Raw genomic sequence first — 22426 nt, 5'->3', positions numbered from 1 at the left:
TGCCATTTCTGCAAAGGGTTTATTCGGATATGAGACGAAAGTCAGGCAGGGGGTTTTCTCCGATAAAGGACGGCTTCATCCTGCTTTTGCTCATCTTCTTGGGCGCTCTGGTTTTGGCGAAGGTGGATGGCCTCAATGATCGGCAGTTCTCCGGTCGATTTGTTGCGATTGACGGAGACACGCTTGCGCTGGGCTCCTCGCGCTTTCGACTGATCGGGATCGACGCGCCAGAACTTCGTCAAGAGTGCGGAGCGGAGGACAGAACTTGGGCGTGTGGACAAGCGTCCAGGGATTTCGTGAGAGATGTCCTTGAGACCGGCGAAGCCGAATGTACCGGCGGTAGCAAAGACCGGTACGCACGTTTTCTGGTTCGCTGTTCGGTCAACGGCAAAGACTTGAGCAGTCTTATCGTCTCTGAAGGTCTGGCGGTGACGACGGAGTATTTTCTCTACGCCAAGGAAGAGGACCAGGCACAAGCAGAAAGGCTCGGCCTCTGGAGCGGAACATTCGAAAATCCGAAGGATTGGCGACGCGAGCACAAGACAATGGAAGCCGACGCGCCGTATGCCGGGCCTCTGACGACGCTGCGTCATGTCTTTGGCTGGTGATATGGGTGTGACTGTGCACGCGCAGGGTGATACTCAGTTGTCCCTGATCGAGACGTTGCGCGACACTATCGCGCGATGTCGGATCTGCCGGGACGCGCCGCTGAAAGGTGAGGAAGACCGGCTTCCACACGAGCCGCGACCCGTCGCGGTTATTTCCGCCAAAGCGAAAATATTGATCGCGGGCCAAGCGCCCGGACTTCGCGTGCACGAAAGCGGCCTGCCTTTCAACGATGCATCTGGCGATCGTCTGCGCACATGGCTGAATGTCGATCGAGACACGTTCTACGATTCCGATCGCTTCGCCATCGCGCCGATGGGCTTCTGCTTTCCGGGTTACGACGCGCGGGGAAGTGATCTCCCACCGCGTAAGGAATGTGCGCCGCGCTGGCGCAACGAGGTAATGGTTGCCATGCCACAAATTGAGCTAATCCTTGCGATCGGGCAGTATGCGCAGGCCTACCATCTTGGTGAACGGCGCAAGAAAAGCATGACAGAGACAGTGCAGAACTGGCGTACCTATTTCCAAAGCAATGCAGGCGTTCCTGTGTTGCCTCTCCCGCATCCGAGCTGGCGCAATACCTCTTGGTTGCGGAAGAACCCATGGTTCGAGCAGGAGGTGTTACCAACGCTACGACAGCATGTGGAAATTCTGGCGCGATGAAACAAATTTCTTTTTATTGCTTTTTTTTAGTGTAAATAGAGAAAAATCATTCCGTAGGAGAGAAGATTGGACCGTCTCGACCGTAAAATTCTGCGTATTCTGCAAGAGGATTCCACCTTGGCTGTTGCCGACCTTGCAAAGAAGGTCGGGCTTTCCACGACTCCCTGCTGGCGTCGTATCCAGAAGATGGAAGAGGATGGCGTCATTCGCCGTCGAGTGGCCATTCTGGATGCAGCGAAGGTCAATACCAAGGTGACGGTCTTCGTTTCCATCCGTACCGCGTCGCACTCCATCGAGTGGCTGAAGCGGTTCTCCGAGGTGGTGTCGGAGTTTCCAGAGGTCGTCGAGTTCTACCGCATGAGCGGTGATGTGGATTATCTGCTGCGCGTCGTGGTGCCGGATATCGCCGCTTACGATGCGTTCTACAAGCGGATGATCGCCAAGATCGAAATCCGCGATGTGTCGTCGGTCTTTGCCATGGAGCAGATCAAGTATACGACCGAGCTGCCGCTCGAATATATGATTCTGGACAATCCAAAGTCCGGCGAAGAGTGAACCAAGCTATTCGATCTTGCCGCCATTCCCGCGACGGTCGCGGGAATGGGTAGAGCCACATTCAGCCCTTAAATCTCGCAACCACCAGATGACCGGGCGTTGGCTCGCCATCCTGCATGCGCACGTTGATATCGGTGACCTCGACCACGTCGAAGCCTGTAGCGTTCAGGCGTTCGCGCACATAGGTCTCGGCATGGGCAAAGCGCTGGTGCGCTCCAACGATATAGGGCCTGCCCGCCATCTTGTCCTCGGCCAGAGTTTCCGACGAGAAGACGAAGATGCCGCCAGCGGCCATATTCTCGGCGGCGCCAAAGAAGAGCGGTTCGAGAGCGCCGAGATAGGGCAGCACGTCGGTGGCGGTGATCAGGTCGAAAGCCTCGTCGTCATTGTCTTCGAGGAAATCCTCGACTTCGGCGACATAAAGCGTCTCGTACACATCCTTCTCGTGTGCGATCTCGACCATGTTCTCGGAGATGTCGATCCCAGTGATATCGTCCACCATATCGCGAAGCGCTTCGCCTGTCAGTCCGGTGCCACAGCCCAGATCGAGCATACGCTTGAAGGGGCCGAGATCTAGCGTTTGCAACCGTTGGCGCACCATCATCGGAACGGCGTAGCCGAGCTGTTCAACGAGGATATCTTCGAAGGCTTCAGCATGCTGGTCGAATAGCGTTTCCACATAGGCGTCTGGCGCCTTGGGTGGCGTTTCGCCGCGCCCCATGGATGCGATGCGCACGGCAGCACCACCATGATCCTCAGGATCAATCGCGAGGACCTCCTCGTAAGCCTTCACCGCCGCGTCGATATCGCCGGCCTTCTCAAGGGCGAGCGCGCGGTTATAGGCCTCCGCAAGAGCTTCTTCGTCGATCTTGGTGTTCTTGGTCATGGCGTGCATCCGGCTTGGCTTCGTTGGAAGCCTGATTAAGCCGCAACGCTATTGGGCGCAATGCCTGTTTTGGATTGCCAGCCGCTCGCTTGGACCACAACGCCATCAGTGCAGGATAAACTCGCCTTTCAATGAGCGCCACTCCTGTGCCGAGATCAGCTTGCGGTGGATATAGCGCACCGAGTGCAACGGACCGTCGAGTTTCTCCTGCCAGAACTTCAGAAACCCATGCATTTCCGGAAAGTCAGGTGCGAGATCGTAATTCTGCCAGAGGTAGCTTTGGAGGAGGGATGGATGATCGGGCATGCGATAAAGAATTTCGGCTGTGGTTAGACCATAGCCCTTCAGCATCATTTCCATATCTTGGTTCATGTGGCTGTTCCCGTTCTATTGATCACCGACACGCGAAAGGTGTCATCGACAATGGGAACATGACACGGTTAATCGAACCTTGCCATGAATGCGATCCGTCACGAATTATTTATATTTCTCATGATGTTAGCAGCTACGTGATCGGAGTGCTGCTAACGCTTTACCGCTTCAGGTGGCGCGTCAGTCGCGCTTCCACCATCGCCCACACATGGCGCAGGATTTCCACCATGGAGAGATAGAAGATCGCAGCCCAGAGGTAGGCCTGAAAGTCGAAGGTGCGTGAATAGGCGTAGCGGGTTTGGCCCATGAGGTCAAAGACGGTGACGATAGAGACTACCGCCGAGCCCTTGATCATCAGGATGATCTCGTTGCCATAGGGGCGCAACGCCACGATGAGGGCCTGCGGCAGAACGATCTTCCAGAAGGTCACCGGCTTGGAAATGCCGAGTGAGGCCGCACCTTCATGCTGGCCCTTCGGCACACTCTCAATCGCGCCGCGCAGGATTTCAGCCTGGTAGGCGGCGGTGTTGAGCGTCAACGAAAGGAGGCCGCAATACCACGCATCGCGGAAGAACCACCACAGGCCGACCGCTTCCAGCTCGGTACGGAAGCCGCCGAGTCCATAATAGATGAGGAACAATTGAGCCAGAAGCGGCGTGCTACGGAAGACGTAGACATAGGCGAATGCAATTGCGCTGACGACCCTGTTCTTCGACATGCGGGCGAAAGCGATGGGTGCGGAGAGCACGGCACCCAGAATAAGGGCAAGGCCGACAAGGCTGATGGTCGTCAGCAGGCCGTCAATATAGCGCCAGCCGTAGCGCTCGATCTTGTCTGGATCCCAGTCCACGACTAGCGACAGGACAAGCCCGACAAAAAGGAGCGCCCAAAGCGCGACGATGGCGTAGCCTGCGATCCTCGCAAGTGAGAACTGCCGCGGCGGCGCGGGTGGTGCAGGTCTTGCTTCGATCAAATGGTCGATATGGCTCATTTCTGCACCTCCGAGCGCCGTGCCCAGCGGTCGATGTAGCCAATGCCGATCGACGAGAGGAGCGCGAGGATGAGGTAGAGCATGCAGGCAATGCCGTAGAACAGAAATGCATCCTTGGTGACGCGGGCGGCAATACCGGTCTGGCGCACGATATCCGCAAGCCCGATGATCGAGACGTAGGAGGTATCCTTCAACAGGATCACCCACAGATTGGTCATGCCGGGCAGGGCGATACGCACGAGCTGCGGAATGATGATTAGGACCATGGTGCGGCTCCGCGACAAGCCAAGCGCATCTCCCGCCTCATACTGGCCTTTGGGAATGGCCCGAAAAGCAGACAGCAACACCTCGGACGCGTAGGAAGAGAAAACGACCGAAAGCGCAATCATGCCCGCAACGAAGGCGTTGATCTCGATAGGGCCAGTGAAGCCGAGATAACCGCCGATCGTCTGCAGCAGGATCTGCATGCCGTAATAGACGATGAAGAGGGTCAAAAGCTCCGGTAGACCGCGAAAGATCGTTGTGTAGATGCCGACGGCAAGGCGCAGCGATTTCTCCTGAGATTGCGCGGCGAGCGCGATCAGGAAGCCCAAAAACAGTCCGACCGGGAGTGTGGCGAGCGCCACTGAAATGGTGACCTTGACGCCAAAGGCAATCTCATCGCCCCAGCCATCGCCGCAGGTAAGCAGGGTGCCGTTGCCAAAGAGTGAGAAGATACCGACCGGACCACAGAACGGGTCGAACAGATATGTGAGATAGGTCCAGAACGAACCTACGGCGGAAAACACTCCGCTCATGCCAATGTCCCCTGCGGTCTTCGCCGCCCTTCATATTTGTTTTATGAAGGTGTTCTCAAACAAAACTGGCGGAAGGGCAACCCTCCCGCCATCATATTTCAACATGAGAAACGCGCTTACTGACCGTAAACGTCGAAATCGAAGTACTTGTCGTTGATCTCTTTGTACTTGCCGTTGGCGCGAATGGCGGCAATCGCTGCGCTGAACTTGTCTGCCAGTGCGGTGTCGCCCTTGCGCACCGCGATACCAGCGCCCTTGCCGTTGATTTCTTCATCGACCGGCAGAGCCGTCAGGATCTTGCAGCATGCGCCGGCGTCCGACTTTACCCACTGCGACAGCACGACGATATCGTCGATGACGCCGTCGATACGGCCGTTGGTGATGTCGAGCTTGTATTCGTCAGCCGTCGGGTAGAGCTTCAGCTCGGAATCGGCGAGATGCTTTTCGGCGTAGTTGGCGTGGGTCGTGGAGCCCTGCGCGCCGATCGTCTTGCCCTTCAGGTCTTCCACGGATTTGATTGGGGAATCCTTCGGTACGGCAATGGCCGGCGGCGTGTTGTAGTACTTCTTGGAGAAGTCCACCTTCTGCAGGCGCTCAGGCGTGATCGACATGGACGCAATGATCGCGTCGAACTTCTTGGCCTGAAGGGCAGGGATGATGCCGTCCCAGTCGTTGGTGACGAAGGTGCATTCAGCCTTCATCTCTTCGCAGAGCGCCTTGGCGATATCGATATCGAAGCCGGTCAGCTTTCCGTCAGCTTCCAGAACGTTGAAGGGCGGGTAGGCGCCTTCCGTGCCGATGACGATCTTGTCCTGCGCCGCGGCGGAGCCGGCAAACAGCGACAGAGCAGCAATGGACGCTGCAGCAAACAGACGGGTAGGGTTGAGCATTTCGATCCTCTCTTTCGGCGGTTCGACGCACGCCTCATTTATGTTCTGCGTGCGTGGAGATTTTAGCACTCCGCTGCCGATCAAAGGTCGGTTGCGAATGCTTGGCGGGATACTCATCCCGTTGCAAAAAAAATGCAACATCATTGTTGTGCGCTGCGACAGCCGACTTGAAACGCGCGTTGAACTGCAACTTGGTTACGAGAAGTTAATGGAACAGAAAGTGGCATTCCTGCGTCGTAAGTGAGCCTTATAATTTCAGGCAAATGTTTTCTTATTTCAGAAGACGGTTCCCGTTTTTCGGCCTCCGCCTCCATTTCCGGGAGGGATTTTTATGGGTATCACTCGAAGCATCCAAGCGCTGACACCTTCGCAGCGCAACACTGTCATCGCCAGCTTCCTCGGCTGGACGCTCGACGCCTTCGATTTCTTCATCCTTGTCTTTGTCATCAAAGACATCGCCAAAGAGTTCAACACAAGCATCCCTGCAGTTTCGATCGCAATCTTCCTGACGCTTGCCATGCGGCCCATCGGCGCGTTGATCTTTGGCTTGGCATCCGACCGTTACGGTCGCCGCATCACTCTCATGGTCGATGTCCTTCTTTATTCGGCTCTTGAGCTTCTTTCCGGCTTCTCTACCGGGCTGACGATGTTCATCGTGCTGCGCCTGCTTTATGGCATCGCCATGGGCGGCGAATGGGGGGTGGGCGCTTCACTCACCATGGAAACGGTGCCGCCTCAAGCGCGCGGCTTCGTTTCCGGGCTGCTTCAGGCGGGCTACCCGGCCGGCTATTTGCTGGCGTCGATCGTGTTCTTTCTGCTCTACCCGGTCATCGGCTGGCGAGGGATGTTCTTCGTCGGTGCGCTGCCAGCGCTCATCGTTCTCTACATACGGCGCAACGTAGAGGAATCCCCCGCATTCCTCCAACGCCAGAAGCGGCCACAACAGCCATTCCTCACGGTGCTGAAGAAGAACGTCCCGCTTTTCATCTGGACCGTTATCCTGATGACGGCGTTCAATTTCCTCAGCCACGGCACGCAGGATATCTATCCGACCTTCCTGGAAACGCAGCGCGGCTATGACAGCCACACCACGGGCGCGATCGCGATCGTTTACAATATTGGGGCGATTTGCGGCGGCCTGTTCTTCGGCACTCTTTCGCAACAGATCGGCCGCAGGAAGGCGATCGTGATTGCCGCCATCCTGACTATCCCGGCCGCGTGGTTCTGGGTTTATGCTCCTGGCGCCGTCTTGCTTGCAATTGGCGCCTTCGTGCTGCAGTTCTTCGTTCAAGGTGCATGGGGCGTTATCCCTGTTCACCTGAACGAGCTCTCGCCAGACGAGGTGCGTGGCACGTTCCCAGGCTTTGCCTACCAACTCGGGAATTTGCTCGCCTCCGGTAACGCTACGCTACAGACAACACTTGCTGCGCATTGGAATGGCGACTATGCCCTCGCGCTTTTCAGCGTTGCCGTCGTCGTCGCCTGCGCCGTCGCACTGCTGGCCGGGTTCGGATATGAAAAACGCAATGTGCAGTTCGGCGTCCCGGATGAGCAGGCGATTGAACCTGCTCCATCAGCAAGCGGAAAGACGGCTTAGCGTTCGCGCTACACGGCGGCAGGCCTGACCTGCCGTCGTCACATTCTCCAAAGAATATATACGGCGTCTCGAAGCCCCGCCAATTGGGTCACGTCACATCCCGAAGCGCTCCGATAAGATGCGATATTCGTCGTCAGTCGTCCTTGGCAATTAAGGCCGCGCTTCCAGAAAATGCCTTTTTTCGTTCATTCCCGGTACAGCCCTTGATGATCATCATTGGAACAAGACCGCACGCCCGGCGTTGTTCAGCGCCATTATGTGCAGACTGTGCCCCAATGCCGCAGGGCAGAAGTGGATGAAGACGGCAGATGAGGAAGCGCCATGCTGAATAAGAATAAATTGATGACCGGGGTGGTTTTCCCCCTGATGTCGATTGCCATCGCAGTAGAGCCGGCACTTGTGGCCACCGTTGCGCATGCAGCGCCTTTGGCGCGGGTTGAGCAACAGGCACCCGTTTCCAACGGTAATGGAGCCATTATTCTTGCGCAGGCCGAAGCGCCGGCGAATCCAGAAGAGGAATTGTTGAAGCGCCGCCAGCGCGAGCAGCAGGGTGAGCCACAGGCTGAACCGAAGCGCGAGCCGGAGCAGAAGCGTGAGGAAGCGCCGCCGCGTCCCAAGCGTGAAGCCGCTCCCGAGCCCCAGGCCGAGCAGCCGCAGGAGCGTCCAAAGCGCGAAGCTGCGCCAGAAGGCGAAGCCCGCCCTGAACGCCCGCGTCGAGAGCCGGCCCCAGAAGCGGCGCCACAGGCGGACCCGGAGCAGCAGCAGGAACGCCCACGCCGTAAGCCAGCCGCAGAGGCGCAGCCGGAAGCAGAAGGCCAGCCACGGCCCGAGCGTCCCCGCCGCGAAGCCGCTCCTGAAGGCGCGCCTCAGGCCGAGCCTGAGCAGCAACAGGAGCGCCCGCGCCGCAAGCCCGCCGCCGAAGCGCAGCCAGAAGCTGAAGGCAAACAGCCGCCGAAGCCGGAAGCTCCAGCTGCCAAGCCTGAAGCCCCAGCTGCCAAGCCGGGCAATGAGCCCGCAGCCAACGAAGCCGCACCAGAAAAGCCGGTCAAGCCAGCCAAGCGTCCGGCCGCACCAGAACCTGCAGAGGGAGCAGCACCGGTGCCCGCGGAACCGCCGACCCCTGGTCGCGCCCCTGCACCTGCCGAGCAGCCAAACCCGGCACCTGGCCAGCAGCCCTCCGAACAGCCGCGCCCGCCGCGCGCTCAGAATGGCGAGCCAGCACCGGCGCCCGTTCCGGGCGCGCCGACACCAGCGCCGCTTGACGGAGCCGCGACAGGTCAGGCACCGGCGGGCGAACCTGTTCCAGCCCAGGTCGCAACTCCGCAGACAGAAGCGCCTCCCATGACGAAGGAGCAGTTGGACAAGGCCCGCGCCATTGCCCAGGATCCTTCCAAGTCGGCAGATACGGTCGTGCTTCCGGTTGATAAGGGTGCAGCGGTTCTCGACAGCGACAAGGAAGTCTATCGCAGCGGCAATGAGCAGCTTCGCGAACAGCGTCGCCGCGAACGCGAGCAGGTTCAGGACTTCAAGGTACCGACTTCGGATGCAGAGGCTCAAGCCGCTGCCCGCCGCGACGGACAGCCTGCGCCGCAGATCAACATCCAGAACATCACCAACATCCAGGGTGAACGCATCGACCGCCGTCCGCAGTTCGACCGCCCCGATGGCGTTCGGGAATGGCGTCCTCGCGACCTGCCGCGTGACCGCGACATGGGCGACCGCGTCTTCCTGCAGTTCGGTGACCGCGTTGTCGTGCGCGGCAGTGATGATGACCGCTTCGTCAGCGAAGGTGCGCGTCCCTATTACGAGCGTCTGCCAGACGACCGTTATCGCGAGACGATCGAACGTTCCGACGGCACACAGGTTGTGACGATTCGCAACCGTTATGGTGACGTCATCCAGCGTTCACGTATCGATGCGCGTGGCCGCGAGTATGTGCTGTTCTACGCGCCGGAACTGGCGGATGAGCCAGATCGCGAATATGTCTATCGCGACCCGGGTCTCGACTTGCCGCCGCTGCGTCTGCGCATTCCGGTCAACGAGTACATCATCGATACGTCCTCGGATCAGGATCGCGACTACTACCGCTTCCTCGAGCAGCCGCCGGTAGAACCAGTGCAGCGCGTCTACTCTCTGGATGAGGTCCGCTACTCGGCTCGCGTTCGTGACATGGTGCGTCGTATCGACCTCGACACCATCACCTTCGCCACCGGTAGTGCCGAAATTCCGATGAGCCAGGCACGCTCGCTGCGCAAGGTTGCGGATGCGATGAACAAGGTTCTAGAAAAGAACCCGGCCGAAACCTTCCTCATCGAAGGCCACACTGACGCGGTGGGTTCGGACGAAAGTAACCTCGTTCTCTCCGATGAGCGCGCGGAGTCCGTTGCCAAGGTTCTGACCGACGTTTACGGCATCCCGCCGGAAAACCTGACAACGCAAGGCTATGGCGAGCGTTACCTCAAGGTCCAGACGCTTGGTCCGAACCAGGAGAACCGTCGCGTGACCATCCGTCGCATCACGCCGCTGGTACGCCCGGTCGCGCAGAACTAAGGTTCGCGCAGCTCAATAAAAAGGCCCGGAAGCCATTGGCTTCCGGGCCTTTTCTTTAATCCATTTTCGTTCAGGCAAGCGCTACGGCGATCTCGGCTGCGAGGCGGGCATTATTGCGCACCAGCGAGATGTTCGTGTCGAGGCTGCGGCCTTCGGTGATTTCGAAAATCTTGGCTAGCAGATAGGGCGTTACCGCCTTGCCGCTGATATTGTCTTCTTCGGCGGCTGACAGCGCGCGCTCGATATAAATTTCCATCTCGTCACGGGCGATTTCATCTTCTTCCGGCACCGGATTGGCGATCAGCATGCCGCCTTCGAGGCCGAACTGTTCGCGCGTGGTCTGGAAGTTTGCGATCGCTGCCGGGCTGTTCAACGTCAGCGGGCTTTTGAGGCCCGATGCGCGCGACCAGAAGGCCGGGAACTCGTCCGAGCCATAGGTCACGACCGGAACGCCATTGGTTTCCAGAACCTCGAGTGTCTTTGGCACATCGAGGATGGCCTTGGCGCCGGCGCAGACGACGATGACGCCGGTGCGCGCAAGCTCGGTCAGGTCAGCGGAGATATCGAAGCTTTCTTCGGCACCGCGATGGACGCCGCCGATGCCGCCGGTGGCGAAGACCTTGATGCCCGCATGTTCAGCAGCGATCATGGTGGCGGCGACAGTTGTTGCGCCGGTGCGACGCTCGGCAATCGCGAAAGCGATATCGGCGCGCGAGACCTTCATCGCATCCTTCGTCTGCGCCAGCGCTTCCAACTGATCTTTTTCGAGACCGATATGCAGCGTGCCATGGATGACGGCGATGGTGGCAGGAATTGCGCCATTGTCGCGGATCAGCTTCTCCACGCCTTCAGCCATGCGGATGTTGCCCGGATAGGGCATGCCGTGGGTTATGATGGTGGATTCCAGCGCTACGATCGGCGCGCCGCGCTGCTTGGCTGCAGCGACTTCTTCCGAGTAGACGATCGGCAGGAGCGGGGAGGTGGTCTTGGTCATGGTCTCTTCCATTTTATCTAAGCGGTCTCTTCACACCATTTCAGCTTGCGGCACAAGCGCCAGAAGCGCGCCAAGCGTTTCCCCACTCAACTCGCTGGATGTTGCAAAGGGCGATTGCACGGTAATGGCAGCGGCGGCGGCGCCATGGCGCAGCGCTTCAGTGATGGGTCTGCCGCTGGCAACGGCAGACAAATAGCCTGATGCCATGGCGTCGCCCGCACCGGTCACATCCTTGACGTCCTCGATCAGCGGGGGTGTCAGAACGGCGGCGACTTTCTGGTCGAAAGCGACGACGCGTTTTGCTCCACTGGTAATAACGCCGCCACGAAGACCGATCTTTCTCAGCAAAGCCGGCCACTGTCTCGCATCGGTGACATCCTGGCCGGTCAACGCACGGGCTTCGGCCTCGTTCATGAACAGCATGTCGATGTCGGCCAATGCCGATTTCATTCGAACGACCTTTGCCGGTGAGATGGCAATGGCCGCGAGAGGCTTCTCACAGGCTCGCGCCGCTACGCCGATCGCGCTCAGCGTATCTTCAGGCAGGTTGGCATCGCACAAAACGATGTCGGTCGCCTTGATCGCGTCGCGTACTGCGCGCACTTTAAGCCGACGCGGCGTGAAGAGCTGGTAGAGATCCATATCGGCAATGGCGATGACGAGATTGCCGTCGCGTTCCATGATTGCTGTGTAGCTCGGAGTGCTGCGATCCAAAAAGGTAAACGGCGTGTCTTCGATGCCGGCATCGCGTGCTGCCGCAGCAACGGTCGCGCCATTGCCATCACCGCCACGTGGGGCGATGAGCCTCACTTCAAATCCAAGCCGGGAAAGATTGCGGGCCGCGTTGAACCCGCCGCCGCCAGCCTCTTCCATCCAGGAACCGGGATTGCTGGCGCCGTGCACGGTTTCTGTCTCGATCATGCCGCGCCGGTCGATATGCGCGCCGCCCAGAACGAGTATTTTCTTCACGTCGATCGATCCTTTTTTCGGAGACAGACAAGGCGTCCGATTCGGTGTTTTCTAGTTCTTTCATATGGCGTCGCAGCCCATGCACGACCCTCGCACAAAGAAAAACAAAAGCAGAACGAACGGCTTATCGTTATTTGTTTTCAAAGGGCTGGTGCGTGGTTGTGAAATGAGAACAAAAAGAGTACATACTGTTCCCACACTGCTTCGTTGCCTGTGCGGCTTCAATAACCTAAAGGTGGTTCAGATGGCACAAAATTCTTTGCGTCTTGTAGAGGACAATTCGGTGGATAAAAGCAAGGCACTGGAAGCGGCGCTCTCCCAGATCGAACGTTCGTTCGGCAAGGGATCGATCATGAAGCTCGGTTCCAATGAAAACGTCATTGAGGTCGAGACCGTTTCGACGGGGTCTCTCAGCCTTGATATTGCGCTCGGGATCGGCGGTTTGCCGAAGGGGCGCATCATTGAAATTTACGGTCCGGAAAGCTCGGGCAAGACGACGCTGGCACTGCAGACCATTGCAGAAGCGCAGAAGAAGGGTGGCATCTGCGCCTTCGTGGACGCCGAGCATGCGCTCGACCCGGTCTACGCCCGCAAGCTTGGTGTCGATCTTCAGAATCTTTTGATCTCTCAGCCCGACACGGGCGAACAGGCGCTTGAAATCACCGATACGTTGGTGCGCTCCGGTGCCGTCGACGTGCTTGTGGTCGACTCCGTTGCCGCTCTGACACCGCGCGCTGAAATTGAAGGTGAGATGGGCGACAGTCTCCCGGGTCTTCAGGCGCGTCTGATGAGCCAGGCGCTGCGTAAGCTGACTGCGTCGATCTCCAAGTCGAAGACAATGGTGATCTTCATCAACCAGATCCGCATGAAGATCGGTGTGATGTTCGGTTCGCCCGAAACGACGACGGGCGGTAACGCGCTGAAGTTCTATGCGTCGGTTCGTCTCGATATTCGTCGCATCGGCTCGGTTAAGGAGCGCGAAGAGGTTGTTGGCAACCAGACGCGCGTGAAGGTCGTCAAGAACAAGATGGCACCCCCCTTTAAGCAGGTCGAATTCGACATCATGTACGGCGAAGGTGTTTCCAAGACCGGCGAGCTTGTCGATCTTGGCGTGAAGGCCGGTATCGTCGAGAAGTCGGGTGCATGGTTCTCCTATAACAGCCAGAGGCTGGGGCAGGGACGTGAAAACGCCAAGTCGTTCCTGCGTGACAATCCCGCCGTCGCCAACGAGATCGAGCTGGCGCTTCGGCAGAATGCCGGCCTGATCGCCGACCGTTTCCTTGAGAATGGCGGACCGGAAGCCGATGCGGACGGTGTCGAGCCGGACGCGTGACAATCGGCTGCCGGGTTTTGCCGGCATCGTTGATCAGCATTGATTGAACCAGGGCCGTGCGATCCATTCGCGCGGCCTTCGTCGTTTTGCTGCCTCATTCCGGACGCGCCCGGCGCTCTTTGGCTGGACAGGCAGGGTGGCGGACGATAAAAGCCTGTGACTTTTTTATTATCGCTGCGTGAGCGTGGCAATGAAGGACTTCGTATGAGCGGTGTGAATGAAATCCGATCGACTTTCCTAGACTACTTCAAGAAGAACGGCCATGAAATCGTGCCATCCAGCCCGCTGGTGCCGCGCAACGACCCGACCCTGATGTTTACCAATGCGGGTATGGTTCAGTTCAAGAACGTCTTCACCGGACTTGAAAGCCGTCTGTATTCCAAGGCCGCTTCGTCGCAGAAATGCGTTCGCGCCGGCGGTAAGCATAACGACCTGGATAACGTTGGCTACACAGCGCGTCATCACACCTTCTTCGAAATGCTCGGCAACTTTTCCTTTGGTGATTACTTCAAGGAAGAGGCGATTACGCATGCCTGGAACCTGATCACCAAGGAGTTCGGCATCGATAAGAACCGTCTTCTCGTGACGGTGTATCACACGGATGACGAAGCCTTCGATCTTTGGAAGAAGATCGCCGGGTTCTCTGACGACCGCATCATCCGCATTCCGACCAGCGATAACTTCTGGGCAATGGGCGATACCGGCCCCTGCGGCCCGTGCTCGGAAATCTTCTACGACCACGGCGATCATATCTGGGGCGGACCTCCCGGTTCGGCCGATGAGGATGGCGACCGGTTCATCGAGATCTGGAACCTCGTCTTCATGCAGTATGAGCAGGTGACGAAGGAAGAGCGCATCAACCTGCCGCGTCCTTCCATCGACACCGGCATGGGCCTTGAGCGTATCTCTGCACTGCTGCAGGGCAAGCACGACAATTACGACACTGACCTTTTCCGCGCGCTGATCTCGGCCTCTGTCGAAGCGACCGGCGTTCCTGCTGAAGGCGAGAAGCGCGCGAGCCACCGGGTCATTGCCGACCACCTTCGCTCGTCGGCGTTCCTGATTGCCGACGGCGTTCTGCCGTCGAATGAAGGTCGCGGTTATGTCCTGCGCCGCATCATGCGCCGCGCCATGCGTCACGCCGAGCTTCTGGGTTCCAAGGAACCGTTGATCTGGAAGCTTTTGCCAACGCTCGTTCAGCAGATGGGCCGTGCTTATCCCGAGTTGGTACGCGCTGAAGCGTTGATCTCCGAGACGCTGAAGCTTGAAGAAACCCGCTTCCGCAAGACGCTGGAACGTGGTCTTTCGCTGCTGTCCGATGCAACGTCCGACCTGTCCAAGGGCGGCATGCTGGACGGCGAAACCGCTTTCAAGCTTTACGACACCTATGGCTTCCCGCTCGATCTGACGCAGGACGCACTGCGTGCTCGCGAAATCGGCGTGGACATAGCCGGCTTCACCGACGCGATGGAGCGGCAGAAGGCGGAAGCTCGTTCGCACTGGGCTGGTTCTGGCGACAAGGCAACCGAGACGGTCTGGTTCGAGCTGAAGGAAAAGTTCGGCGCGACCGAATTCCTCGGCTACGACACCGAGACCGCGGAAGGCGTTGTTCAGGCGATCGTGAAAGACGGCAAGTCGATTGACGCTGCGACAGAAGGCGACACCGTTCAGATCGTCGTCAACCAGACTCCCTTCTATGGTGAGTCCGGCGGCCAGATGGGCGACACGGGCGTGATTTCGTCGGACACTGGCAGCTTTACAGTGACCGACACGCAGAAGAAGGGCGAAGGCCTCTTTGTTCACATCGGCAAGGTTGCTAAGGGCGGCGTCAAGCTTGGGGACGCGGTTCAGTTGACCGTCGATCACGATCGACGCTCGCGTCTGCGTGCAAACCACTCTGCAACCCACCTGCTGCACGAAGCGCTTCGCGAAGTGCTTGGAACCCACGTAGCGCAGAAAGGCTCGCTCGTGGCGCCTGAGCGCCTGCGCTTCGACGTTTCGCATCCAAAGCCGATGACGGCTGAAGAGCTGAAGATCGTCGAAGACATGGCAAATGAGATCATTCTGCAGAACTCGCCGGTGGTCACGCGCTTGATGAGCGTGGATGATGCTATTGCGGAAGGCGCGATGGCGCTCTTCGGCGAAAAATATGGCGATGAAGTGCGTGTCGTTTCCATGGGCACCGGTATTCATGGCGCTAAGGCGAACAGGCCGTATTCTGTCGAACTCTGTGGCGGTACGCATGTCGCCGCTACGGGACAGATCGGCCTTGTGCGCGTCCTTGGCGAAAGCGCAGTCGGCGCCGGCGTGCGCCGCGTGGAAGCGGTCACTGGACCAGGTGCGCTTGCCTATCTCGCCGAGCAGGATGAACGTGTGAAGGCGCTCGCGTCCTCGCTTCGCGTACAGCCGGGCGACGTGATCTCGCGCGTCGAAGGCCTGCTGGAGGAGCGCAAGAAACTGGAGCGTGAACTGGCCGATGCTCGCCGCAAGCTTGCCATGGGCGGCGGTTCGGCTGAGGGCTCTACCGGCGACGTGAAGGAGGTCGGTGGCGTGAAGTTCATGGCCAAGGCCATGTCCGGTATCGACGCCAAGGACCTCAAGGGTCTTGCTGACGATGCCAAGACCAATCTCGGCTCTGGCGTTGTGCTTTTGATCGCGGTCTCCGACGATGGAAAAGCCAGCGCCGTCGCGGCGGTAACTGAAGACCTGACATCGCGTTTCAGCGCCGTGGATCTGGTGCGTGCGGCATCTGCCGCTCTCGGCGGCAAGGGTGGCGGCGGACGTCCAGATATGGCGCAGGCGGGCGGCCCGGATGGGTCGAAGGCCGATGAGGCCATCGAAGCCGTGGCAGCAGCCCTCGCAGGCTGATCTCTCTCCAGGCGACGAGGCAGCGAGGCCGCTGTCTCGCTGTTGACTGTCATATCTAAGGGCCGGATTATCGAACGTGATGGTCCGGCCCTTATCTTTTGTGGTCGTAGGTTCGTGACTTCCGATCCGAACGTTCCACGCACCGACGGCGCCTTGGGACAACTGCGTTTTTGTGCCTGCGAGCGTGGCCTAAAGCGTGTCGCGATCTTTCAGATTCGCTCTTTACGCTTTAGCTCCTTCTTCTGCCGCATGTCGTTATCGAAAAACGGCTGCGCAGTTGCGCGCGACATGCTCTAAAGAGCGCCGCGTGCATCTTTTTGAACGCATCGATGACGCTTAATCTTCTTAGATCGACGCGTCGTGCTTTCCAGAAATCGGATTCGATTTTCGGGCCGAAGCTCTAGGATCCTCCACCAGGGCAGCCTGGTTGGCTCGCAGGAGGCGCTACAGAGCGTATGATCAATTCACACGCAAATCTCTTTCGCACGCGTGATTTCGCTCTGTGTTACGAGATCAGGGAACCGGGTGCAGGGCGCGCGGTTCGATGGGCGCAGAGGCTGATATGCTACCCGCATCAGGCCGTCTTCCCCAACTAACCCTCTCTTCGTAGAGGGTTTCTTTTTGTCGAGGAACCCGCACGCAGCCGTCCGCATTGTCTCCTCAATAGAGGAGACGACAATGGACAATTATACAGAACTTCGACAGCAGATCGGCCAGGATCTCGAGACGCTGAGCCGCGCCGAAAGCCCAAAATCTATCTTCGAAATCGCCGATGATTATCTATTGGGAGACCCGTCGCTGAAGCGTCAGCTGGTAGAAGATATCATCAAGGAAGAGGCAGATAAAAGGAACATCCCGATCCACTAGCATGGCGGTCCAACCTTCACAGGTCGCTTCAGGAAAATCGCTTAGATAATTGAAGACAAAGAAAAACCCGCCGAAGCGGGTTTTTCTTTTGGTGCGGTCGAGAAGACTCGAACTTCCACGGGTTGCCCCACAGCGACCTCAACGCTGCGCGTCTACCAATTCCGCCACGACCGCATCGTGGTAGGGTCGACTTGCGCCGACGGGGGTGCATGTAGCAAAAGGATTTTGGGTGCACAAGAGCGCCGTGACAGTTTTTTGAAATTAAAAACGGGCGTGTCCGCTCCTATATTGAAGAAGCCCGGAAACGCCGGGCTTGCAGCCTCAATTTCATTCTGTCAGAAGGCTGTGGAAAGGACATTTCCATGCTCACACGCACCGATCTCACCGAAAAAATGTATCCCGTCGCGGGCTCGCCGCCAGTGCGCTGGCGAATCTCCGACGGGCTGGTGCCTTACGAGCAGGCTGTCGAGGAGATGGAGCGTGAAGTCGCAGCGATTGCTGCCGGTGATGCGGACGAGCTTGTGTGGCTCCTCGAGCATCCGCCACTCTACACGGCAGGCACGAGTGCCGATGCGTCCGACCTGATCGAGCCAGATCGCTTTCCAGTGTTCGCGACGGGCCGTGGCGGGGAGTATACCTACCACGGCCCGGGCCAGCGTGTGGTATACGTCATGCTTGACCTCAAGCGCCGACGCCAGGATGTGCGCGCATATGTGGCGGCATTGGAGGAGGTCATTATCCGCACGCTCGACAAGATGAACGTCAGAGGCGAGCGGCGTGAGGACCGCGTCGGCGTGTGGGTTCGTCGACCGGAGAAGCCGCTTTTGCCGGACGGCGCCTTGTCGGAGGACAAGATTGCTGCACTCGGTATTCGCCTGCGCAAATGGGTGAGCTTCCATGGTCTTTCGATCAATGTCGATCCAGATCTGAGCCACTTCGGCGGGATCGTTCCCTGCGGCATCACTCAATACGGCGTCACCAGCCTCGTCGATCTTGGCCTGCTGGTGATGGTCAACGACGTCGATGTGTTTCTGCGCGAAGCTTTCGAAGAGGTCTTCGGCGATACCGCGAACGAGCAGGGCAGGGTGTTGGCTTAACTCGCCTTGTGCTTTCGTCTTGCCTTGGACCACTTAGCAAAGAGTGTTGTGCGTCGACCAAGTTCTAGCCGTCGGTTCCCGTCCTGACATTTTCGCCGTGTTCCTTGAGGTCGATCCGTGGTGACACGCGCTTTCGTTCAACGATGCTGATACGGCCTGTCGCGATGATCTGATCGAGCGACGCGGGACGGCCGAGAAGGTATCCCTGTGCTTCTCCACATCCTTCCAGTTCCAGAAGGGAAAGTTGTTCCTTTGTTTCCACGCCTTCAGCCAGCACGGGAATCCTCAGACCCTTTCCGAGTGCCAGGACTGTGCGGATGATGGTCAGCGCTTCTTGGTTGCTGTGCGCTTCGTCAATGAAGGAGCGGTCGAGCTTGATCTTGCTGAACGGAAACGATCGAAGCGTGTCGATGGAAGAGTAACCTATACCAAAGTCGTCGAGCGCAATGGAGACGCCATAGGACTTGATCTGGCGAAGCATATGAAAAGCACGCTCGCGATCCTTCAAGATGGCAGTCTCAGTGAGCTCCAACTCCAGTCGATGCGGTGGAAGTCCTGTCTCAAGGAGGACGCTCATCACCAGCTTGGGCAGATCTCCGGCTGCGAACTGGACGGCGGACAGGTTGACGGCAACTTTGCAAGCTGGTTCCCAGGAGGCAGCCGCTGCACATGCGGTTCGCAGCACCCATTCACCGAGTTGCAAGATAAGGCCGCTCTCTTCAGCCAACGGAATAAAATCTGAGGGCGGTATAAAACCGTGCTCGGGATGTTCCCAACGCAGTAAGGCCTCGTATCCTGTGATCTCGCCGGTCGAAACCGATGTTTGCACCTGGTAGTGGATTGAAAGCTGATTGAGGGAAAGTGCTTTACGCAAGTCGGCGGCCATGGACCGACGCGCTTTGACGGCCTTGTCCATACCGGCCTCGTAGAAGCAGATCCGCTTTTCGGTCAATTGCGATTTTGCCCGGTACATGGCGAGGTCTGCATTGCCGACGAGCGTTTCCCTCGTGGTTGCGTCATCGGGATAGATGGCGACGCCGAAGCTCGCGCCAGCGATGATTTGGGCCTCGTCTATGTTAATCGGGCTGAACATCACAGTCTCCAGCCGTTTCAGAAACCTGTTGATGCCAGCTGACCTGTTGTCTTCAATCCGGAAGACGGCAGCGAACTCGTCTCCCCCGACGCGAGCAACGAACTCGCCGTTTTCTTCACGAACGATATTCTTCAGACGCAAGCCGAGATCGGTCAGCACTTCGTCTCCGACGTGATGGCCACGCGTATCGTTGATCTCTTTGAAACGGTTGAGATCAATGCCGATCATGGCGATCCTAAGCTTCTTTGCATCGGCAAGCGCCAGTTCCTGATCGAGCTTCTCATTGAAGTGCGCGCGATTGGGAAGGCCGGTCAACGTATCGTACAACGCCATTTTGCGAAGACGCTCGACGGTTTCTTCGCGGGTGCTGTTATCGATGAGGTAACTGACGAGACCGCACGCCACGATGACGAAGGCCATACCACAAATACCGATGGCCAGCGTCCAGAGTGAGTCTGGATTTGAAAATGCTCCATCGACCAGCATTGGGTCGACATTGAACGCGGTCATGCCAGTGAAATGCAACACGGCAATTGCAAGTGTCAGAACCGCCGCCATCACATTGCTGCCCTTGCGCACACCGAAATGTAGCGCGACAGACGACAGAGCCACCGACAGAACGATAGAGGCGGCGAGGTAGGTCTTGTCCCAGGATATGATCCCCTGCACGCGATACGCCATCATTCCGGTATAGTGCATTGTGGAGATGGCAAGGCCGACTATCGCGCCACCCAAGGCGGGCATGACGACACTTCGCTGGCTGACTGCGACTACGAAACCGATGGCGTTTCCGAAGACGACGGCCATAAGCGAAACGACTGTCAACGGTAAATCGAAGCCGATAGGTACGCGTGCATCATAACCGAGCATTGCAACAAAGTGCGTGCACCATATCGCGACGCCGGCAGAGAGCGACGTCATGGCCTGCCAGCCCGCGCGCTGGTTTCCCGTCGCTGTGATCGTTTTGCTGAAGAGGCGCGATGTCACCCATGAGCCTGTTCCGCATAACACCACGGCCATCAGCACAAGCCAGATGTTGTGGTCCTCAACGATGCAGCCCAGCACGGTCATCATTACAGTCGCCTCTCGTTGTAAGGCACTGCGTCAGCGCGAACGCAGCAGCCTTGTACTGCGTTCGCAGGCCCATTGGCACTCGTTGGTTTTACGACACAACGAGTTAACGATTCATATGTGATTGAGACCGAATTTTATAATATCTACAATGACTTATCTCAATCGCAGGTTGGTTCTTTGTGGTCAGGTAACGCATCCTCTGATAGATACCGCGTATGTCGAACCTAATTGGATCAGCCCGTTTTCATCTGTTTGATTACCGCGTCGTCAATCTCCTGAGCACGCGAGAACGCTGGGCGCTGGCCAAGGCGGGCGAGATAATCGGTGAAGGCCGAGCGCTTCCCCAGCGTACCGAATTGCAGTCCCCAACCAATATGCGAGCCTACGTAGACGTCGGCGGCTGTGAAGTTTTCTCCGGCGATGAAGGGGGTCTGCGTCACCGCGTATTCCAGGGTATCCATCAGGTTCTCGAAACGTCCGCAGCCAGCCATGCGATATTTGTCTTCCGGAATCTCAAATCCCATGGCGCGATTGGTCACGCCCATTTCCAGCGGACCGGCCGCGAAGAAGAGCCAGCGATAGTACAGGCCACGGTTGGAGGTTGGCGGCGCAAGTCCCTTCTCCGGAAAGGCGTCCGCCAGATAGGCGCAGATGGCCGCGCATTCAGTGACAACGGTGTCGCCGTGCTTGATCGCGGGCACCTTGCCCATGGGGTTGATCGCTTTGTATTCGCCAGCCTTCATGTCGCTGTCGAAGCCGATGATCCTGGTGTCGTAGGGTGCGCCCACTTCCTCCAGCATCCAGCGGATGATGCGTCCACGCGACATGGGGTGGGTATAGAATGTCAGATCGCTCATGTCTCTCTCCCTTGTTAAGAGGAGTTTGCTCTGTCAGCATGACCTAATCAAGACACCGTGTCGCCGCAAAAAGAAAACCCGGCGCTAAGGCCGGGTTTCCGAAGATCTGTGAAGGGTAGATGGCTAATCAGGCAGCCATGGCCTTCTTCAGGTTTTCATCGATCTTGTCAAGGAATGCGGTGGTGGAGAGCCAGGGCTGATCCGGACCGATGAGGAGCGCGAGGTCCTTGGTCATGTAGCCGGCTTCAACCGTGTCGACGCAGACGGTTTCCAGCGTCGTGGCGAACTTTGCCAGTTCCCCGTTGTCGTCCAGCTTGGCGCGGTGGGCGAGACCACGGGTCCAGGCGAAGATCGACGCGATGGAGTTGGTCGAGGTTTCTTGGCCCTTCTGGTGCTGGCGGTAGTGGCGCGTGACGGTACCATGTGCCGCTTCTGCTTCAACCGTGCGGCCATCCGGAGACAGGAGAACGGAGGTCATCAGGCCGAGCGAGCCGAAGCCCTGTGCAACGGTATCGGACTGAACGTCGCCGTCATAGTTCTTGCAGGCCCAGATATAGCCACCGGACCACTTCAGAGCGGAGGCGACCATGTCGTCGATCAGGCGATGCTCATAGGTGATACCAGCTTCGTCGAACTGCGCCTTGAATTCGGTCTGATAGACCTCTTCGAAGATGTCCTTGAAGCGACCGTCATAGGCCTTGAGGATGGTGTTCTTGGTGGAGAGGTAAACCGGCCACTTGCGCATCAGACCGTAATTCATAGATGCGCGAGCAAATTCGCGGATGGATTCGTCGAGGTTGTACATGGCAAGAGCCACGCCGGCGCTTGGAGCGTCAAACACATCCTTCTCGATGACCTGGCCGTCTTCACCGACGAACTTGATCGTCAGCTTGCCCTTGCCGGGGAACTTGAAGTCGGTTGCCTTGTACTGGTCGCCGAACGCGTGGCGGCCAACAACGATCGGCTGGGTCCAGCCAGGAACCAGGCGCGGAACGTTCTTGCAGATGATCGGCTCGCGGAAAATAACGCCGCCCAAAATGTTGCGGATCGTGCCGTTCGGGCTCTTCCACATCTGCTTGAGGTTGAATTCCTCAACGCGGGCTTCATCTGGCGTGATGGTTGCGCACTTGATGCCGACGCCGTGCTTCTTGATGGCATGTGCCGCATCGACCGTTACCTGGTCGTTGGTAGCGTCGCGGTTTTCAACGGAAAGATCGTAATATTCGATATCAAGATCGAGGTATGGCAGGATCAGCTTGTCCTTGATGAGCTGCCAGATGATACGGGTCATTTCGTCGCCGTCGAGATCGACGACCGGATTGGCTACCTTGATCTTTGTCATGAATTCCTCACCTTCGAGAACGGTT

At 58.1% G+C, this 22426-nt stretch carries 20 protein-coding genes and 1 tRNA gene; 10 read left to right on the top strand and 11 right to left on the bottom strand.

Going from position 1 to position 22426, the window contains the following annotated elements; genetic code table 11:
• The first annotated feature begins 29 nt into the window (after positions 1-29).
• The 3 genes from WKI41_RS19860 to WKI41_RS19850 all read left to right on the top strand — a co-directional run bounded on the left by WKI41_RS19860 (position 30) and on the right by WKI41_RS19850 (position 1824).
• A complete protein-coding gene (locus WKI41_RS19860; RefSeq protein WP_340195195.1) occupies positions 30-608 on the top strand; it encodes a thermonuclease family protein in 579 nt (192 codons plus the stop codon).
• A gap of 1 nt (position 609) precedes the next feature.
• Complete coding sequence (locus WKI41_RS19855; protein ID WP_340195494.1) at positions 610-1269, top strand: uracil-DNA glycosylase family protein; 660 nt, start codon at positions 610-612, stop codon at positions 1267-1269.
• 66 nt (positions 1270-1335) lie between these two features.
• The gene (locus WKI41_RS19850) at positions 1336-1824 is read left to right on the top strand and encodes an Lrp/AsnC family transcriptional regulator (RefSeq protein ID WP_340195194.1); all 489 of its coding nucleotides are present in this window, start codon (positions 1336-1338) and stop codon (positions 1822-1824) included.
• A gap of 61 nt (positions 1825-1885) precedes the next feature.
• On the opposite strand, the gene WKI41_RS19845 is transcribed toward WKI41_RS19850, so the two are convergent.
• From WKI41_RS19845 to WKI41_RS19825, 5 genes are all read right to left on the bottom strand, one after another.
• Positions 1886-2710 carry a methyltransferase domain-containing protein gene (locus tag WKI41_RS19845; protein ID WP_340195193.1) on the bottom strand — a complete coding sequence of 275 codons (825 nt, stop codon included), beginning with the start codon at positions 2708-2710 and terminating at the stop codon, positions 1886-1888.
• Positions 2711-2815: 105 nt separating this feature from the next.
• Positions 2816-3082: an usg protein gene (locus tag WKI41_RS19840; protein WP_340195192.1), complete on the bottom strand. Its 267-nt coding sequence runs from the start codon at positions 3080-3082 to the stop codon at positions 2816-2818.
• A 160-nt stretch (positions 3083-3242) separates the two neighbouring features.
• The gene (locus tag WKI41_RS19835; protein WP_340195191.1) at positions 3243-4073 is read right to left on the bottom strand and encodes an ABC transporter permease subunit; all 831 of its coding nucleotides are present in this window, start codon (positions 4071-4073) and stop codon (positions 3243-3245) included.
• Positions 4070-4870 carry an ABC transporter permease subunit gene (locus tag WKI41_RS19830; RefSeq protein ID WP_340195190.1) on the bottom strand — a complete coding sequence of 267 codons (801 nt, stop codon included), beginning with the start codon at positions 4868-4870 and terminating at the stop codon, positions 4070-4072. Before WKI41_RS19830 ends, WKI41_RS19835 begins: the two co-directional genes overlap by 4 nt.
• 116 nt (positions 4871-4986) lie before the next feature.
• A complete protein-coding gene (locus WKI41_RS19825) occupies positions 4987-5760 on the bottom strand; it encodes an ABC transporter substrate-binding protein (protein WP_340195189.1) in 774 nt (257 codons plus the stop codon).
• Here WKI41_RS19825 and WKI41_RS19820 point away from each other — a divergent pair.
• From WKI41_RS19820 to WKI41_RS19810, 3 genes are all read left to right on the top strand, one after another.
• On the top strand, positions 5753-6004 hold the full coding sequence (locus WKI41_RS19820) for a hypothetical protein (RefSeq protein WP_340195188.1): 252 nt from the start codon (positions 5753-5755) through the stop codon (positions 6002-6004). The two genes, WKI41_RS19825 and WKI41_RS19820, sit on opposite strands and share 8 nt — an antisense overlap.
• Before the next feature lie 87 nt (positions 6005-6091).
• On the top strand, positions 6092-7357 hold the full coding sequence (locus tag WKI41_RS19815; protein WP_340195187.1) for an MFS transporter: 1266 nt from the start codon (positions 6092-6094) through the stop codon (positions 7355-7357).
• A 321-nt stretch (positions 7358-7678) separates the two neighbouring features.
• Positions 7679-9907, top strand: a complete 2229-nt coding sequence (locus tag WKI41_RS19810; RefSeq protein WP_340195186.1) for an OmpA family protein — start codon at positions 7679-7681, stop codon at positions 9905-9907.
• A gap of 70 nt (positions 9908-9977) precedes the next feature.
• On the opposite strand, the gene WKI41_RS19805 is transcribed toward WKI41_RS19810, so the two are convergent.
• Both WKI41_RS19805 and WKI41_RS19800 read right to left on the bottom strand, forming a co-directional pair.
• Positions 9978-10901 carry a pseudouridine-5'-phosphate glycosidase gene (locus WKI41_RS19805; RefSeq protein ID WP_340195185.1) on the bottom strand — a complete coding sequence of 308 codons (924 nt, stop codon included), beginning with the start codon at positions 10899-10901 and terminating at the stop codon, positions 9978-9980.
• Between the two features lie 30 nt (positions 10902-10931).
• Positions 10932-11870 carry a carbohydrate kinase family protein gene (locus WKI41_RS19800; protein WP_340195184.1) on the bottom strand — a complete coding sequence of 313 codons (939 nt, stop codon included), beginning with the start codon at positions 11868-11870 and terminating at the stop codon, positions 10932-10934.
• Positions 11871-12114: 244 nt separating this feature from the next.
• On the opposite strand from WKI41_RS19800, the gene recA reads away from it, so the two are divergent.
• From recA to WKI41_RS19785, 3 genes are all read left to right on the top strand, one after another.
• Positions 12115-13203, top strand: a complete 1089-nt coding sequence (recA, locus tag WKI41_RS19795) for a recombinase RecA (RefSeq protein ID WP_306933164.1) — start codon at positions 12115-12117, stop codon at positions 13201-13203.
• A 204-nt stretch (positions 13204-13407) separates the two neighbouring features.
• Positions 13408-16071: an alanine--tRNA ligase gene (alaS, locus tag WKI41_RS19790; protein ID WP_340195183.1), complete on the top strand. Its 2664-nt coding sequence runs from the start codon at positions 13408-13410 to the stop codon at positions 16069-16071.
• Positions 16072-16749: 678 nt separating this feature from the next.
• Complete coding sequence (locus WKI41_RS19785) at positions 16750-16938, top strand: hypothetical protein (protein WP_340195182.1); 189 nt, start codon at positions 16750-16752, stop codon at positions 16936-16938.
• A gap of 89 nt (positions 16939-17027) precedes the next feature.
• On the opposite strand, the gene WKI41_RS19780 is transcribed toward WKI41_RS19785, so the two are convergent.
• Positions 17028-17112, bottom strand: a tRNA-Leu gene (locus WKI41_RS19780).
• Positions 17113-17300: 188 nt separating this feature from the next.
• On the opposite strand from WKI41_RS19780, the gene lipB reads away from it, so the two are divergent.
• Positions 17301-18035 carry a lipoyl(octanoyl) transferase LipB gene (lipB, locus tag WKI41_RS19775; RefSeq protein ID WP_340195181.1) on the top strand — a complete coding sequence of 245 codons (735 nt, stop codon included), beginning with the start codon at positions 17301-17303 and terminating at the stop codon, positions 18033-18035.
• Positions 18036-18099: 64 nt separating this feature from the next.
• Here the strand turns inward: lipB and WKI41_RS19770 are convergent, their stop codons facing one another.
• From WKI41_RS19770 to WKI41_RS19760, 3 genes are all read right to left on the bottom strand, one after another.
• Entirely contained in the window at positions 18100-20202 is a 2103-nt protein-coding gene (locus WKI41_RS19770; RefSeq protein ID WP_340195180.1) for a putative bifunctional diguanylate cyclase/phosphodiesterase, read from the bottom strand.
• 233 nt (positions 20203-20435) lie between these two features.
• Positions 20436-21059: a glutathione S-transferase family protein gene (locus tag WKI41_RS19765; protein WP_340195179.1), complete on the bottom strand. Its 624-nt coding sequence runs from the start codon at positions 21057-21059 to the stop codon at positions 20436-20438.
• A gap of 127 nt (positions 21060-21186) precedes the next feature.
• On the bottom strand, positions 21187-22401 hold the full coding sequence (locus tag WKI41_RS19760; protein WP_340195178.1) for an NADP-dependent isocitrate dehydrogenase: 1215 nt from the start codon (positions 22399-22401) through the stop codon (positions 21187-21189).
• Positions 22402-22426: the final 25 nt, after the last annotated feature.

Source organism: Agrobacterium larrymoorei, from assembly GCF_037722385.1.
GTDB lineage: Bacteria > Pseudomonadota > Alphaproteobacteria > Rhizobiales > Rhizobiaceae > Agrobacterium > Agrobacterium larrymoorei_C.
The sequence above is the reverse complement of the archived record's forward strand: the minus strand, read 5'-3'. Positions and strand labels throughout refer to the sequence as shown.